This window comes from Mycobacterium sp. 1245805.9, from assembly GCF_001672915.1.
Taxonomy (GTDB): domain Bacteria; phylum Actinomycetota; class Actinomycetes; order Mycobacteriales; family Mycobacteriaceae; genus Mycobacterium.
Window position 1 is genome coordinate 1 of the sequence record NZ_LZKR01000161.1, and the last position, 15,689, is coordinate 15,689.

The 15,689-nt window shown below is 66.8% G+C and carries 16 protein-coding genes, 1 tRNA gene and 1 pseudogene; 15 read left to right on the forward strand and 3 right to left on the reverse strand.

All coding sequences use genetic code 11. The features are described from left to right. From A9X00_RS21585 to A9X00_RS21600, 4 genes and pseudogenes are all read left to right on the forward strand, one after another. Positions 1-424: tRNA adenosine deaminase-associated protein (locus A9X00_RS21585; RefSeq protein WP_197515230.1), on the forward strand; the 424-nt coding region annotated here is incomplete at its 5' end. Beyond that, positions 424-882, forward strand: coding sequence for a nucleoside deaminase (locus tag A9X00_RS21590; protein ID WP_067158238.1), 459 nt, complete (start codon positions 424-426; stop codon positions 880-882). The genes A9X00_RS21585 and A9X00_RS21590, both read left to right, overlap by 1 nt. Before the next feature lie 76 nt (positions 883-958). Beyond that, positions 959-1,048: transfer RNA gene (locus tag A9X00_RS21595), tRNA-Ser, on the forward strand. 145 nt (positions 1,049-1,193) lie between these two features. Then, positions 1,194-1,598: pseudogene (locus tag A9X00_RS21600) on the forward strand (hypothetical protein); the annotation flags it as partial. A gap of 18 nt (positions 1,599-1,616) precedes the next feature. Here the strand turns inward: A9X00_RS21600 and A9X00_RS21605 are convergent. After that, positions 1,617-2,777: a cellulase family glycosylhydrolase gene (locus A9X00_RS21605; RefSeq protein WP_067158240.1), complete on the reverse strand. Its 1,161-nt coding sequence runs from the start codon at positions 2,775-2,777 to the stop codon at positions 1,617-1,619. A 206-nt stretch (positions 2,778-2,983) separates the two neighbouring features. Beyond that, positions 2,984-3,370, reverse strand: a complete 387-nt coding sequence (locus A9X00_RS21610) for a hypothetical protein (RefSeq protein ID WP_067158215.1) — start codon at positions 3,368-3,370, stop codon at positions 2,984-2,986. 145 nt (positions 3,371-3,515) lie between these two features. On the opposite strand from A9X00_RS21610, the gene A9X00_RS21615 reads away from it, so the two are divergent. From A9X00_RS21615 to A9X00_RS21665, 11 genes are all read left to right on the forward strand, one after another. Beyond that, a complete protein-coding gene (locus tag A9X00_RS21615) occupies positions 3,516-3,902 on the forward strand; it encodes a DUF2237 family protein (RefSeq protein WP_067158217.1) in 387 nt (128 codons plus the stop codon). 28 nt (positions 3,903-3,930) lie between these two features. Further along, the gene (locus A9X00_RS21620; RefSeq protein WP_369830778.1) at positions 3,931-5,178 is read left to right on the forward strand and encodes a sulfotransferase; all 1,248 of its coding nucleotides are present in this window, start codon (positions 3,931-3,933) and stop codon (positions 5,176-5,178) included. A gap of 14 nt (positions 5,179-5,192) precedes the next feature. Then, entirely contained in the window at positions 5,193-6,431 is a 1,239-nt protein-coding gene (locus A9X00_RS21625; RefSeq protein WP_067158242.1) for an MBL fold metallo-hydrolase, read from the forward strand. Next, complete coding sequence (locus A9X00_RS21630; RefSeq protein ID WP_067158221.1) at positions 6,428-7,177, forward strand: SDR family NAD(P)-dependent oxidoreductase; 750 nt, start codon at positions 6,428-6,430, stop codon at positions 7,175-7,177. Before A9X00_RS21625 ends, A9X00_RS21630 begins: the two co-directional genes overlap by 4 nt. Before the next feature lie 16 nt (positions 7,178-7,193). After that, a complete protein-coding gene (locus tag A9X00_RS21635) occupies positions 7,194-7,673 on the forward strand; it encodes a VOC family protein (RefSeq protein ID WP_067158223.1) in 480 nt (159 codons plus the stop codon). Between the two features lies 1 nt (position 7,674). After that, a complete protein-coding gene (locus tag A9X00_RS21640) occupies positions 7,675-8,643 on the forward strand; it encodes an LLM class flavin-dependent oxidoreductase (protein ID WP_067158225.1) in 969 nt (322 codons plus the stop codon). Positions 8,644-8,757: 114 nt separating this feature from the next. Beyond that, entirely contained in the window at positions 8,758-10,230 is a 1,473-nt protein-coding gene (locus A9X00_RS21645; protein ID WP_067158228.1) for a hypothetical protein, read from the forward strand. Between the two features lie 258 nt (positions 10,231-10,488). Then, positions 10,489-11,142 (forward strand): response regulator transcription factor, encoded by a 654-nt coding sequence (locus tag A9X00_RS21650; RefSeq protein ID WP_067158229.1) that lies wholly within the window; start codon positions 10,489-10,491, stop codon positions 11,140-11,142. Beyond that, positions 11,139-12,284: a sensor histidine kinase gene (locus tag A9X00_RS21655; RefSeq protein ID WP_067158230.1), complete on the forward strand. Its 1,146-nt coding sequence runs from the start codon at positions 11,139-11,141 to the stop codon at positions 12,282-12,284. Before A9X00_RS21650 ends, A9X00_RS21655 begins: the two co-directional genes overlap by 4 nt. 585 nt (positions 12,285-12,869) lie before the next feature. After that, entirely contained in the window at positions 12,870-13,658 is a 789-nt protein-coding gene (locus A9X00_RS21660) for a M protein (protein ID WP_156772220.1), read from the forward strand. A gap of 169 nt (positions 13,659-13,827) precedes the next feature. Beyond that, positions 13,828-14,640 carry a hypothetical protein gene (locus A9X00_RS21665; protein WP_232006898.1) on the forward strand — a complete coding sequence of 271 codons (813 nt, stop codon included), beginning with the start codon at positions 13,828-13,830 and terminating at the stop codon, positions 14,638-14,640. 25 nt (positions 14,641-14,665) lie between these two features. Here A9X00_RS21665 and A9X00_RS31455 read toward each other — a convergent pair. Then, the coding region (locus A9X00_RS31455; RefSeq protein WP_067158244.1) for a hypothetical protein at positions 14,666-15,689 on the reverse strand (1,024 nt) is incomplete at its 5' end.

Genomic DNA, 15,689 nt, shown 5'->3' on the forward strand with positions numbered 1-15,689 from the left:
TCCCATGGGCGCCAAGGCGCTGACGAGCCTTCAGACCGCAGAGACGGAGCTGCGTGAGCTGCGCAGCTCGGGCGCGGTGTTCGGGCTCCTCGACGTCGACGACGAGTTCTTCGTCATCGTGCGCCCGGGCCCGTCCGGGACCCGGCTGCTGCTCTCGGACGCCACCGCCGCGCTGGACTACGACATCGCCGCCGAGGTGCTGGACAACCTCGACGCCGACATCGATCCCGAGGACCTCGAGGACGCCGACCCCTTCGAGGAGGGCGACCTCGGGTTGCTCTCCGACGTCGGGCTGCCCGACGCGGTGCTGGGCGTCATCCTCGACGAGACCGACCTGTACGCCGACGAGCAACTCGGCCGTATCGCCCGCGAGATGGGCTTTGCCGACCAGCTGTCGGCGGTGATCGACCGCCTCGGTCGGTGATTGCCGACGACGAAGACCTGATCCGTTCCGCACTGGAGGTCGCCGCGACGGCGGGGCCGCGCGACGTGCCGATCGGTGCGGTGGTCATCGGCGCCGACGGGAGAGAGCTCGCCCGGGCGGTGAATGCCCGTGAGGCCCTTGGTGATCCGACCGCGCACGCGGAAATCCTGGCGATGCGGGCGGCCGCCGGCGTGCTCGGCGACGGGTGGCGGCTGGAGGGCGCCACGCTCGCGGTGACGGTCGAGCCGTGCACCATGTGCGCGGGCGCGCTGGTGTTGGCCCGCGTCGCGCGGCTGGTGTTCGGGGCGTGGGAGCCCAAGACCGGAGCCGTTGGATCGCTCTGGGACGTGGTCCGCGACCGTCGGCTCAACCACCGCCCGGAGGTGCGCGGCGGTGTGCTCGCGCCGGAGTGCGCCGCGCCGCTGGAGGCTTTCTTCGCCCGCCAGCGGTCAGGGTGAGTTCCTGCGGCGGCAATCTCGGTGGCCAGAATCAGCGATTGGGGCGAGCGGCCTCCGGTTCGGTAAGCTGCCTGGCGGTGGCGTGTCCGAGCGGCCTAAGGAGCACGCCTCGAAAGCGTGTGACGGCTAACACCGTCCGAGGGTTCAAATCCCTCCGCCACCGCCAAGGAAAAAATAAGAACCGCAGGTAACGCGCCTGCTTAACGCCCCAGCGCTGCTGAATGGGCGACGTTTGGGCACAAAATGGGGAAATTTCGGATCGACAATTCCATAGCTGCAATCCACTCCCGGAACCCCCGGCGATGACAGCCAAACCCAGCGTCTTGTTCGTCTGCGTGCACAACGCCGGCCGCTCTCAAATGGCGGCCGCGCTGCTCGCGCACCTCGCCGGTGATCGCATCGATGTCCGCTCGGCCGGCACCGAACCCGCCTCCGTGATCAGCCCCGCCGCCGTGGCAGCGATGGCGGAAATTGGCATCGACATCACCGCCACGGCCCCCAAACTCCTCAACCCCGGCGCCGTGCGGGGCAGCGACATCGTGATCACCATGGGTTGCGGCGACATCAGCCCCTACTTCCCCGGAGTCGTCTACCGCGACTGGAAACTCGAGGACCCGGAAGGCCAACCCCCGGACATCGTTCGCTCCATCCGCGATGCCATCGCCGAGCACGTCCACGCGCTCATCGCCGAACTGCTTCCCACCACCAGCACTTAGCGGAGCTCGGAGCGCGTCTTAAGTGGGCCCGCCACTGCTCAGGCTGCGGGCCGTTTGAAACTCGCTGTCCCGATAGGGCCGGCCATCGGGTTGCAGCAGGTCGTGAAACCACACCTTCGGCGGCGCCGCGTAGGGGTGATCCCACGAGTCCCACGGGAAGTACGTCTGGGTCTTTCCTGCGACCAGCCCCCAGTTGAAGGCGCCGATATTGCGGCGCTTCGCGATGGGCAGGATCGACTCGATGGTGCTGCCCTGGGGGCGGGCCATGTACTCGGTGCAGATGATCGGCCGCCCGTGCGGCGCGAGCTCGGCGACCCGCGACTCGAAGCCCGCGGGTTCGGCATAGGAGTGGAAGGTGATCACGTCGGCGTTGCTCAGCTGGATGTCGCTGATCGCGCTGGCGCCCCCGTGCTCGCCCTGGTCGGCGCCGCGCCACACCCCGCTGGTCAGCGGCTGACTGGGATCGACCGAACGGGCCCAGCGGAACACCTGGGGGAGCAGCTCGGCGACCCGATCCAGCTTGTCCTTCCGCTCGACCTTGGCGTACACGCGCGCGGGATTATCCGGCTCGTTCCACAGGTCCCACCCCAAAACCCGGTTGTCGCTGCGGAATTGGGTCAACACGCTCGTCACGTAGTCGTGCAGGACCGGGGTGTAGGCGGGGTCGCCGAGGCGTTCCGCGCCGGGGCTCTGCACCCACCCCGAGTTGTGGACGCCGGGCCGCGGCGCGCGCTGCGGCCCGAGTTTGGGGAACGGGTCCCAGCAGGAGTCGAAGAACACGAACAGCGGCCTGATGCCGTGGCTCGCGGCGACGCTGACGAACTGCGCGAGGCGGTTGTGGAAGCCCCTCGCGTCCTGGGCCCACAGCTGGTCATGCAGGAAGACCCGCACGCTGTTGAAACCGTAGGCCCGGGCCCAGCTCAGCTCGGTGTTGATGCGCCGGAGGTCGTAGGTCGCGGGCTGGAACATCTCGAGCTGATTGATCGCGTTCGACGTGATGTAGTTGGCGCCGACCAGCCATCCTTGCGCCTGATACCAGCGGTTGGCGCGGTCGGGCGACCACCGCGTGATCTCCCCGGAGGAGCGCGGCGCCGGGTCCGCGGAGGCGCGTGGTACATGAGCCAGGGCCGTGCCCGCCGCCAGCAGCAATGGGAGCTTCAAAGCCGTACGACGGTGCACCAAATGACGATAAATTTTCCGGGGCCCCGGACCCGGTATTTGGCCAGCGCGTCGCGCCGGCTTCTCGGCGCTGCGGAAATTGTTATCTTGTTGTGACCTACGGGCATTCGCGCGACCGGTCGATGGTCAGGGTGGGCCGACGACCGCGGCACTGCGGATTCCCTTGGTGTGCAAGGCCATTGCGCGCGGGGTGAAAACGGTCTTGCTCAAATGTCAAGGGACGGCGGCGACCACCCGTCGACGACGAGCGGCAACGACACCGACGAATCGCCGGAACTGACCTCGATGGTCCAGCGGCCGTCAACGGGCAGCCGCGCCTCGATTTCGAAGAAGGCGAACCCCGGGAATTCCCCGACGGCGGCCTCGGGCGCGTCGAACCACTTGTATTGCGCCGCGTCGAGCGTCGGCGGCTTGAGTTCCACGTCGACCCGTCGGTCCGAATCCTCGCCGTCGGACCGCGTCAGCACCACGAGCACAACCCGGGCATACCGGTCGGGCCCGACCGTAAATTTCGAAAGCACGCCGCCCTGGACATTGAGCTTGTTGTCGATGGTCGCGGCCGCTTCCGCCAGGAAAGCCCCGGTAAGTTTCACAGGCAGAACCTACCGCGCGGTGGGGTCGCTCGGGCGCCGAATGGCTAACGCGGCCTGCGGCTCCCTGGGCGGCGTGTCCGCCGGCGGGAAATCGGATGGGCAAAGTGACTACAAATTTCGCACCCGGGGGCGCGATACTAAACCGGTGCCTGATCGCAACGTGCTCGGCGGTCCGCTGGAACCGTGCGGCGCGGACCCACTCACCGGTTTCTACCGCGACGGCTGCTGCTCGACGGGCGAGGAAGACCTCGGCCGGCACACGATCTGCGCGGTGATGACCGCCGAATTCCTGGAACACCAGCGTTCCATCGGCAACGACTTGCTGACGCCCGTTCCCGAGCACCGGTTCCCCGGCCTGCTGCCCGGCGACCGCTGGTGCGTCACCGCCCTGAACTGGCTCCGGGCCCACAACGACGGGTGCGCCGCGCCCGTGGTGTTGGCGTCCACCCACGAGCGCACGCTCGAGGTGGTGCCCCTGGAGGCGCTGCAGGAACACAAGGTCGACGTTCCCGACGACCTGGCCAACCTGTAGAGCTCGCGTGGCTTCTACGGTCGGCGATGTGGATGACATCGACTTCGACGACCTGACGGCGCCCCGGCTGACCGACGTCCAGCGCCAGATCCTCGAATTCACCGAGGCCAAGCGCGTCGACTTCGACGCCGACCGGATGCTGGCCGAGGCGGTCGAGCAGGCAGGCACCGACGACCTGGACGACACCGACGGATTCGGCGCCCGCCTGACCGCGCACCTGGCGGCCATCGAAACCGACGAAGGCCTGACCCAGCTCACTCGTTCGTCGCTGCGGCAACGCGTGGTTCGCCTGCTGCGCAATCGGCTGTCGCTGACCGAACTCGTCAAGCGCTATCCGGAGATCGAATCGATCCCGATCGAGAAGCCCTTCATCGTGGTCGGGATGCCGCGATCCGGAACCACGCACCTGGTCAACCTCATCGCGGCCGACCCGCGCCGGCGCGCGCTGCCCTATTGGGAGAGCCAGGAACCGATCCCCGCGCGTGGCCAAGGCCCCGACATTTCCGGCGTCGACCCCCGATACGCGCGGGCCAAGGCCGAGCACGACGCGCTCATGGCCAGCGCCCCGGTGGTGGCCGCCATGCACGACCGCTTCCCCGAGGCGATCGAGGAGGAGGTCGAGCTCCTCGACCTCGACCTGGCCGCCTACGTCCTGGAATGGCATGCGCGCGTGCCGGATTGGCGCGACTACTACCTGGGTCTCGACCAGACCCGGCACTACGCCTACCTGAAGAAGGTCCTGCAGGCGCTGACCTTCCTGCGCGGTCCGCGGACCTGGGTGCTCAAGAGCCCGCAGCACTGCGAGCAGCTCGGTCCGCTGATGGCGACCTTCCCCGACGCGACGGTGGCGTTCACCCACCGCGATCCCGTCGCCGTGGTCCAGTCGGCCGTCACGATGATGGCCTACTCCGACCGGCTGCGCCGGACCTCCATCGACCCCGAATGGCTGCTGGATTACTGGAGCGACCGCGTCCGGCGGCTGCTCGGCGCGTGCGTGCGCGACCGCGACCTCGTTCCGGCCGAACGCAGCATCGACATCAGCTTCCACCACCTCAACGGCAACGAAATGCCGCTGCTGGAGCAGCTTTACCAGCGCGGGGGAGTCGAGCTGACACCCAAGGTGCGCGGCCGCCTGCAGAACTACCTGGACGGCAACCCACGCGGCAAACACGGCCGCGTTCGCTACGCGCTGCAACGGCACTTCGGCATCTCGCCCGACGAACTGCGCGGGCGCTTCGAGTTCTATTTCTCCCGATTCGACGTCCGGCCCGAATGAAGGAGTCAACCGCCATGTTCGAGCCGATCTATCGCGAGAGGCCCGGCGCCGACGCCCTGCGCCCGGCGTCTGCCGAAAAGGCCGAGCAGATGGCCCCGGGACTGTGGTGCTCGCCGGGGCTGTCGAACGCCTACCTGCTGACCACCGCCGAGGGCCGGGTCATCGTCAACACCGGCATGGGCTTCGAGGGGCCGGTGCACCGCGCCAACTTCGACGCCGTCGATCCCTCGCCGGTGCGCTATATCATCTTCACCCAAGGCCACGTCGACCACGTCGGCGGCCTGGGCAGCGTCCGAGACCCCGACACAACGGTTGTCGCGCAAGCGAACTGGACCGCCTGGCGCGACGACAACGAAAGGCTGATCCCCTACCGCGCCGCCCGCAGCGCGTTCGCCTTCAAGGACAAGCTGGCGTCGGGCATCCAAGACATCCAGCGCCGGCTCGGCACCAAGCGGCTGCCCGCCCAGAGCGTGCCCATTGTCGACCTCGACTTCGAGGACACCCTGACCCTGGAGCTCGGCGGCCGACGCATGGAGTTGATAGCGGTGCCCGGCGGTGAGACCACCGACTCGCTGGTGGTGTGGCTGCCGGACGAGCGGATCTGCTTGTGCGGAAACACCTTTGGCCCGATATTCGGACACATTCCCAACCTCGTCACGATGCGCGGCGACCGGTACCGCGACGCCCTGACCGCCATCGCATCGGTCGAGCGGGTCCGTGATCTCGGGCCGGAACTCCTGGTGACCGGCCACTTCGCGCCGATCGCGGGGCGGGAACGCATCCACGCCGAACTGAACCGCCTGCGCGATGCGATCCAGCACATCCACGACCAGACCGTCGCCGGGATGAACGCGGGCAAGGACGTCCGCACCCTGATGCGCGAGATCACCCTGCCCCCGGAATGCGAAGTGGGCCAAGGCTACGGGAAGGTCGACTGGGATGTGCGCGCCGTGTGGGAGAACTACTCGGGCTGGTTCCATCACCGCTCGACCACCGAACTGTATCCGGTCGGCTTCGACGCCGTCGCCGCCGACGTGGTGGAGCTCGTCGGCGCCGACGCGCTGGTGGACAGGGCGCGGGCGCACCTCGACGCCGGGCAGCCGCTGCACGCCATCCACCTCGCCGAACTGGTTCCCCGCGAGCACACCGGGGCCCGCGACGTGTTGAACAGTGCGCATGAGACGCTGCTGGCCGACAGCACCAACTTCTGGGAAAGTGCCTGGCTCAGAAACCAACTAGCGAGGGACGCATGATGGCGCGAGTCAGCTTCGACTTCACCGGCACGACGGTCTTGGTCACCGGCGGCACCAGCGGGATCGGCTACGCCACCGCAACGTTGTTCCGCGACGCCGGAGCCGACGTCACCATCACCGGAACCAAACCCGCGGCGACGGACTACGACACCGACATGTCGGGCATGGCCTATCAACAGTTACGCATCACCGACCCCGAATCGGTGGACGCGTTGGCGCGCACGTTCGCGCGCCTCGACGTCCTGGTGAACAACGCCGGCGCGAACTTCCCCGGCGGCCTCGACGAGTCGAAACCCGACGGGTTCGACGCGTCGGTCGCGCTCAATCTGACCGGTCCGTACCGGCTCACCGTCGCGCTGTACCCGGCGCTGAAGTCGTCGACCGCCGCCGGCGGCGCCAGCGTCGTCAACCTCGCCTCGATGTCCGCGCTGCGCGCCGTCCCGCTGGTCCCCGGCTACGGCGCCGCGAAGGCCGGCGTCGTTTGCATCACGCGCAACCTCGCGGTGAAGTGGGCCCGCAAGGGAATCCGGGTGAACGCGGTGGCACCGGGTACGATCGACACCCCGATGACCGCGCCCATGCACGGCGCGGCCGAGCTGGTCGAATCCGAGCTGGCCCACATCCCGTTGCACCGCTTCGGGTCCGTCGGGGAAATCGCGCCGACGGTGGCCTTCCTGTGCACGGAGCAAAGCAGCTACACCAGCGGCGCGCTCTTCGTCGTCGACGGCGCGTCCGACTGCGTCTGAAAGCAAGGGGCTCCCAATGACATTCGCGTTGCACCCGCAGGACTTCTACCACACCGGCGTCGTCGTGCCCGACCTCGAAGAGGCGATGGCCAGGCTGAGCGCGCTGGCCGGCTACCGATGGATCACGCCGATGAGCTATACGCTGCCCTTTCGCACCGCCCTCGGCGTCCGCGAATTGACCTCCACGATCGTCTACTCCTTGCAGGGCCCCCACGTCGAACTGGTGCAGGAGGTCCCCGGAACTCCGTGGACCGCAGCGCCGGGCAACGCCGTCCACCACCTCGGCTACTTCACCGATGATTTGGCCGACAGCGCGCGGGCGTTGGAGGCCAACGGCTTCACCCTCGAGATGACGGCCGACACGCCCGGGTCCGAGCTTTCCCTGTTCGCCTACTTCACGGACGCTTCCGGCACCCGCATCGAGATCGTCGACCGCGCGCTCTTCCCCGACTTCCCCGCCTTCCTGCGGTCGATGGCCGGCCCGCCGGAGGCATGACGTGCTGCTGACCGTGCTGCGCTTCAATTTTGCGTCGCCGCAAGGTGATCCGCGCACCCAGAGCGGGCTGCTCAACGCCGCGCTCGAGCTGGCGCAGTGGGGCGAATCCAACGGCATCACCTCGATCAGCGTCGACGAGCATCACGCGACCGGGCACGGCTGGAGCTGCAACCCGATCATGGCAGCGTCGATGTTCCTGGCCCGAACCACCACGCTGATCGCTAGCGTGGACTGCGCGCTGGGACCGTTGTGGAATCCGGTCCGGCTCGCCGAAGACATCGCGCTCGTCGACAACATGAGCCGCGGCCGGCTGCTCACCACCGTGGGCCTGGGCTATCGCGCGGTCGAATACGACGCGTTCGGAGTCGATTTCGGCCGCCGCGGCGAGCTGATGGACGCCCTGGTCGACCGGATGCTGTCCGTATGGTCGGGTGCCGCGGACGCGGGGGTCTGCACCGGGACGTGGACCCGCCCGCATCCACCGCTGTTCGTCGGCGGCGGTTCGCGCGCGACGGCGCGGCGGGCGGCGCGTTTTCGGCTCCCGCTCAGCCTCGCCGACCACCTGCCCGACATCGCCGCCTACTACCGCGAGCTGTGCGCCGAGGTCGGCATCAAACCCCTCGTCGTCATGCCGCCGGCGATCAACCGCGGGATGATCTTCCTGCACGAGGACCCGGATCAGGCCTGGGCCGACCTCGGCGATCACATCCTTTGGGAGGCAGTCACTTACGGTGGATGGTCGGTCGACCAGCGTTCGCTCATGCACCTGCCGGGGGTTCAGACCCTCGACGAGGTCAGGGCGTCAGGGCGGTATCGGTTCCTCACCCCCGACCAGCTCATCGCCGAGGTGCGCGACGCCGAGGACTATGGGCCGCTCGTCATGCACCCGCTGGTGGGCGGCATGCCCGTCGACGAGGCGTGGAAGTCGGTCCAGCTGCTCACCGACAAGGTCCTGCCCGCGCTCACCTGATTGCATCCCCCAAACGCCCGTGGGAATACTGTGCCGATTCAGCTCGCCGTGAATCGGCGGGCGGCGAGGCGTGGCCGTGTGGTTCGATCAGCACAAGACGAGGTCAGGAGAAAAGTGACTCGACGATTTGGCCGGATCCTCGCGATCCCGCTCATCTGGGCGTTGGCGATGCTGCTCGCGCCGGCGGCCTCGGCCGACGGCTACACCGAGCAGGTGGTGGACAGGTTCAACGCGCAGACGCACGTCGTGGCCGACCCGGCGGCCAGGCCGCCGCTGCAGAATCCGGACAGGCTGAACGACCAGATCCTGACCAGCCGGTGGGCGTGGAGCTCGGCACCCCGGCTGTGGGTGGCCGCGGTGGCCCCCGAACAGACCGGCGTGACGACGGCGGACGCCATCCACAACATCATCCTGGGCCGCGATCCCGGGTTCAGCGGCGTCATCCTGGTGATCGACGCCAAGGGCTACCACGTGCGGGCCTACAACGTGCCGCGGGAGGTCGCCGACAGCGTGAACTCGTTCTTGGACCAGTCCGCCCGGGCGCACCGCAACGACCCCTACGGTGCGACCAGTGATTTCATCAGCAAGCTGGCCGGTGCGACCGTCTCGTCGGGCGGGCCGGCGACGACCTCGCCCGTCGGGACGGCCAAGCACACCAGCTGGACCTGGCTGTGGGTGCTGCTGGGCTTCGTCGGCGTGGTGCTGGCGATCTGGTTCGCGGTGAGCCGAAACCGCAAGCGCCGCAAGGACGCCGAGGCGCGCGAACGGATCAAGGAACAGATGATCGCCGCCGAATCCGAGGTTGCCGACCTAGATAGCGCGGTCGTCGCCAATTCCGACGTCGACGTCAGCGCCGAGTCGTTGAAGGCGAACGCCAGCCTGGGCGACGCCCGCAAGGCGTACCAGGCGGGTGACTACACCGCGGCGCGGGCGCACCTGCGCGCCGTGCAGTCCACCGTCGACAAGGCGAACCGCAAGCTGAACCCGGCGGCGATCCCGAACGTGAGCGCCGTGAAGTCGGTGCCGCCGCAGGACCGCAAGCAGGCCACGGTGCAGGCGAGGAACCCGGACACCGGGCAGGTCGTGACGATCAACAACAACAACTACAGCACCACCCCGCAGCCGGGGTACCCGAACTACTACCCGGGTGGCTATTACAACGGGATGTTCTTCTACCCCGGCTACTACCCGTACGCGTTCTGGGGTCCGGGCTGGGGCTGGGCCATCGCCGATGTCCTGCTGATCGATGCCCTGCTCGACGACCACTGGGGCGGCAGCTATGACCGCGGCTTCGAGGACGGGCGGGACTCGGCCCTGGCCAGTTCGGGCTATGACGGCACCCAGGGCGGCGGCTTCGACAGCGGCTACGACAGCCAGCAGGGCGACGTCGGCTTCGACGGGAACTACCAGTACTCGGGCGGCGGCGACACCGGGTTCGGCGGCGACTCGTACTCGGGGGGCGGCGACGTCGGTTTCGGCGGGTTCGATTCGGGTGGCGGCGGCTTCGATTCGGGTGGCGGCGACTTCGGTGGCGGGTTCGACTCGGGCGGTGGGTTTGACTCCGGCGGGGGAAACGACAGCTGGTGACCAGAAGGGGTCCCGGCGCAATAGCCGTTCGGCACGAAGGCCCTCGACCGGTAGCACCCGCAATCCACGGACAAAACGTGACGGAGCGCAGTTGTTTTGTCGCCTCTGCCGGTCCCATGCGATGGATAAGCAAGGGGCAAGTGGCTAATTTCACCATCCAGCCGGCCGGAAATTTAGCCCGCCAAACCACCTCGCCCCTCCGCTGCGAGTAGTTTCTCTGAAAGGGGCTTTCGGCTAATCGGGGAGGTGTCGTCACACGTGGCCACTGTGGTCATCGTCGACGACGAAGCCTTGATTCGATCAGGCTTTGAGTTGATCCTTTCTGCCGCGCCAGACATCGATGTGATCGCGACTACCGACGGCGTGCATGCCGTGGAGGTCATCACTCAACGCCAACCGGATGTGGTATTGCTCGATATCCGGATGCCCGAAAAAGACGGCTTAGCGGTGTTGGCCGAGCTGAAGAGCGCGAGCTGGTCGCCGGTTGTGGCGATGCTGACTACCTTCGACGCGGACGAATACATCGCGTCGGCGCTGCGTCTCGGCGCGACTGGATTCCTTTTGAAGGACACCGATCCCCTGCGGCTACCGGCAATGGTGCGCACGCTTGCCGCGGGCGGCCTCGTGCTGTCGGAAAAGGTCGCCCCGAAGGTGATCGCCGGATACCTTGACGACCGCGTCGATCGGTCCGCGGTGCGGAAAGTGCAGAGGCTCAAGGGTCGCGAGATCGAGGTGCTCCAGCTTTTGGCGCGCGGCCACTCAAACGGCGAGATCGCCGCGAAACTTTTCTCCAGCGTCGGCACTGTCAAAGATCAGGTCAGCGCCATCCTCGGGAAACTCTCGGTTAAAACGCGACTGGAAGCGGCGGTCGTCGCCCAGCGTGCGGGGATTCTCGATGCGGAGCCGCCATGATTTCCTGGCGGCCCTCAGCGATCACCCGTCAGCGCGCCATTAATGGCGCGCTGATTGCACTCGCGGCCACTGACTCCACGGTGTCAACCCTCTACAGCCGGACTTATTTTCCTGACTTGGAATTGCCAGTTTTGCCGGGCTTCCTGCTAGCGGGTCTCGCCATCATCGGGTTGTTTTTCCGTGAAAGGGCTCCCTACACGGCGTTCGCGTTGACGATTGCGGCGTCGGCGGTCACGACGGGAATGCTGGCTTCCCAGGTGGGACTGTTCACGGTGGCGCAACGACGGCCGACCCCCCGCGCGCTAATCGTCTGTGGCGCCACGGCTTTCGCCTGCTACGCCGCTCCATGGGCCAAGCCATACTCGGCTCTCAGCATCACTTGGGCTGGCCTCTACGGCGTAACCTTCGCGGTCGCACCGATTTTGCTTGGCCTCCTGATTCGGGCGCGCACCGACCTTTCCGGCAAGCTCGCTGAAATTGAACGCGTGCGCCGGCACGAGGAGCAGTTGCTCATCGAGCGTGCGCTAGCACGCCAACGCGCCGATCTCGCCAGGGAGATGCACGATGTGGTGTCACACCAGGTGAGCCTGATCGCGGTGCAGGCGGGCGCCCTGCAGGTCACAGCGCGCGACCCCGCGATCGCGCAGACAGCCAGCACGATACGCGCGCTCAGCGTGCAGACGCTCGACGAGCTGCGCCAAATGGTGGGGGTGTTGCGCGCTGCCGGCAGTAACCACGCCGACGTGGCATCCCCGCCCGGGATCGAGGACATAGCCCAGCTGGTCGCGACTTCCGGTGTGCGGGCTGTCATCAGCACTCGTTCGGACGGTGCCATCGCCCCTTCGCCCGCCGTCCAGCAGGCCGTATATCGCGCGGTGCAAGAAGGTTTGACCAACATCACCAAGCATGCTCCAGGCGCGACCGCCAAGGTTGAGTTGGAGATCGACCGCCGCCACGTGACCTTGACGCTGACCAACAGCAGACCCGACCGCCCACCTAACCAGCTACCCGGAGCGCAGCATGGGCTACTGGGTTTGCGGGAGCGCGCCGAACTACTCGGAGGTACTTTACGGGCACGGCCCCTCAGCGACGGTGGCTACGAACTCACGCTGACGCTGCCTGCGCAGGGTGGAGCTGTTTGACGATTCCCGATGTTGAGATTCCGGGCGAGCCTTCCGGAAATCGGGGCCTTGGCGGACGAAGCGTCACGCCGTCAACACCATGAATTCCCAAATAGGCGAGTCCTTTTCACCTTGTGAAGCGAGTCGGAGAGTGCAAGCAGGATCACTCGGTCCTGATTGCTTATGTGTTCGTCGCGCAGCAATTCCTCAACCGTTCCGATAGCTGCCGACATCCCCTCGGAGAAACCGCGTTCGTACAGGCACCACAAGTGGATGAAACGTTCGACATCACGAAATCCGATGGTGTCCATACTCACGTTCTGCTCCGATCGGCTAGACGGTGCCCTGAGGTGACGCGCCCCGAGGGCGCCATGCCGGAGAAGCGATCGTGGTGTCGAGCGCCGCGTCATTGCGTGTGGAAAGTGCGCGTCTCCGACGGGCTAAGCTTGCCCGATGCCGATCCCAAATGGGAATCCACCAAGGATCGACTCTGAACAGCCGGATGGGTGAAGTCCTCACGCCCAGGTGACTGCCCCGCGCATGCCGGGTGGATATATCTCAATCGTATGGCCGCAGTGAGACTTCGGTGTTCGTACGATGCGGGACGTGGACGCAAATCAGTACGGACGCCCCCGAATGCTTTTGAATTTGGAAGTGGAACGTCTGGCTAGCCACGTCGAGACGCGCGACGACGAGTTCAGCGATTTGCGTGCTCTGGAGCGGCGAAGCGAATCGCGAATCGTTGCCCTAAGCGAGCAGCTGTCCAGATCGCAGGCCGACCTGGAGGTAACGTCGGCGCGCCTCAGTGAGGTGGCTGGGGAAATCCCTACCGATGTCGCGAGCCTGAGCGGCCAGCTCTCGAGAATTCTCAACGCCGCAGGCGCTGAGGCCGAAGAGATTCGGGCTGAAGCACATCGATACGCCGATGCCGTTCGCGCCGAGTCCGAGGAGCGTGCCGCCACCATCATCGCCGAGGCTGATCGCGAGTACGAAGCGGCTGCCACGCTCCGGGCCGATCTGGAAGCCGAAAGTAAGCAGACGCGGGCGGACATGGCCCGACTTCGGGACGAGGCTGCCACCAATGCCGCCGACATTGTCAGGCAGGCCAAAGAAGCCGCCGAGGAAACGTTGACCCGAATGCAACGTGACATTGACGCTCAGCGAGCACTAGCGCAGGCCAAGCTGGATGAACTCCTTCAGGTGCGGACGAATATCGCCAGCCAGCTGCGGGAGTTCTACAACAAGTTCAACCGGCTGGATGGCTCCGTGATCCCGATCGACCGTGTCGAGGCCGTTCGGCGGCCCTCCGAGTCCTCGGATCCGTTTTCGGCTCATGGCGCGCATGCGGCTCCTGAGGACCGTCGCACAGACGGGACGCTGCGCAGTATTGGCTAGCCGGATTTGATGTAGCGCAACCGTTTTCGAAAGGTCTTCGATGGGCGCCGGCCTTGCCCGCCGAACCTTCCTTATCCGCCGAGATCGTCGTAGATAAACAGGGGAGATGCAGGTGCCACACGGAACGCCCACCTTTGACACTCAGTTACGAGGCCTGGACAAGGCTCAAGTGACTGACTACCTGCAGCGGATTCACGGAGAGATCGCTTCGCTTGAGCAGCGGATCCAGGAGTTGCAGCACGAACTCTCGGACGCCAAAACCGATCGCGAACGGCTCATTTCCGAAAACAGCCAGTTGCGCAGCGAAATCACTCGCCTATCCGGTCCGATCGATTCGGTCGAGGGGATGTCCGACCGTATTGCCCGGATGATGCGCGTGGCCTCCGACGAGGCGCGGCGCACCAAGGCGATGGCCCGCGAAGAGGCCGAGGCACTCACCGAAGAACTCCGCGACGAGCTGGAGGCTGCCAGGCAGGATCGGGCCGCTGCCAGCGTCGCATTAGCCGAGCTGCAGGCTTCTACCGCTGCGCGGCGCGAGCAGATCCTGGCCGAGGCCAAGGCCGAAGCAGACCAGCTTTTGAATGCCGCTCGCGACGAGTGCGTGCGAATGGCGGAGGAAGCCGAGGAAGCCGAGCGCCGCCGCCGCGAGGCGCAGCTCCGCTTGGCCGAGGACGACGAACGACGCCGCCGTGAGGCGCAACAACGTCTGGACCAGCAGATCAAGTCGGCTTGGGAGCAGGCCGAGACGCAGATCGCCAGTGTCGAAAAGGACGGACGCCTCAGGGCCGCTGCCTTGATCGCCGCCGCCGAGCGCGACGCGCGACTGATCACCGAACGTACCGAGGCTCAGGTCAAGGAGCTGCTCCAGGTGCGGGGCGAGGTCGTGACGGCGCTCAACGAGATTCAAAGCCGCATTGAAACCGCCATCCGCCGCGACCGGATCAGTGTCGTCAAGAGCCCAGAAATCAGCGATCAGGCGTAGGCGCCACAGGCGATAAGCCGGAGTCTCAGAAGGCGGAGATCCCGTCGCGGTGCGGGTGCAGCCCTCCCACCGGGGAGGTCAGCGGAAGGTGCAGCGCGTCAACGATTCCCGGCTCGGCTTCGCAGACCCAGGGGATGGCGTTGACCGCGCGCATGCCGGTCGCCAAAAGCCCGTGATCGTTGTGGCTGTCGCCTGGTCGATGCCCCACCTCGAACTCGGCGTCAAAGCTCGGTTCGCCGTCGATGACGACGCGCCAGATGCCGTCGGTGCCGCCGGTTCGGCCCTTCGGCCAGTCCGGGGCGAGGTCGTCGGCGATGCGGTCGACGTGCTCGATGGTGATGACCTCGACGCCGTCGACGACGCCGATGCAGCGGGCCCGGGTGGCGCCGACCGTTCCCGCCTCGACAAGCCCGAAGGCCGTGGGGATTTCGCGCGGCGTAGGCAGAAACTCGCACGTCTCGCGGATGCCGTCGAGCTGCACCCCCAGCGCGTCGGCGACCATGGTGACGGCGGCGCCCCAGCCCCAGCGCAGCACGCCGGGCATCATCAACCCGCCTTGGTAGTCGAGGGGCTGGCCGAACCCGAACAGCTCGCGCATGTCGTATTCGGCGGGATATTCGGAGTAGTTGGTGATCTCGATGCCGCGCACCGAATACACCTTGTGTGACATCGACATCAGCGCGATGGGGAACAGGTCGGCGCCGAATCCCGGCTCGATGCCGCTCGAGAACAGCGAACTGCCGCCGGCTTCGGCCGCGCCGCGGATCGCGTCGGTCACCTTGGCGGGCATCGACCCGCGCGGGTAGACCAGTCCCGGTATCGCGGTCGTGACGACATTCTTTCCGGCGGACAGGATTCGGCACAGGTCGCCGATCGCTTCCTTCATTCGTGGCGGCGCCGGAGCCGCGTAGACGACGCAGTCCGCGTCGCCGCCGAGGATCGCCGACTCGTCCTGGGTGGCGGCGACGCCGAGCGGGTCGATGCCCGCGAGCTCGCCGGCGTCCTTGCCGTTCTTGCTGTCCGAGTGCACCCATACCCCGACGAGGTCG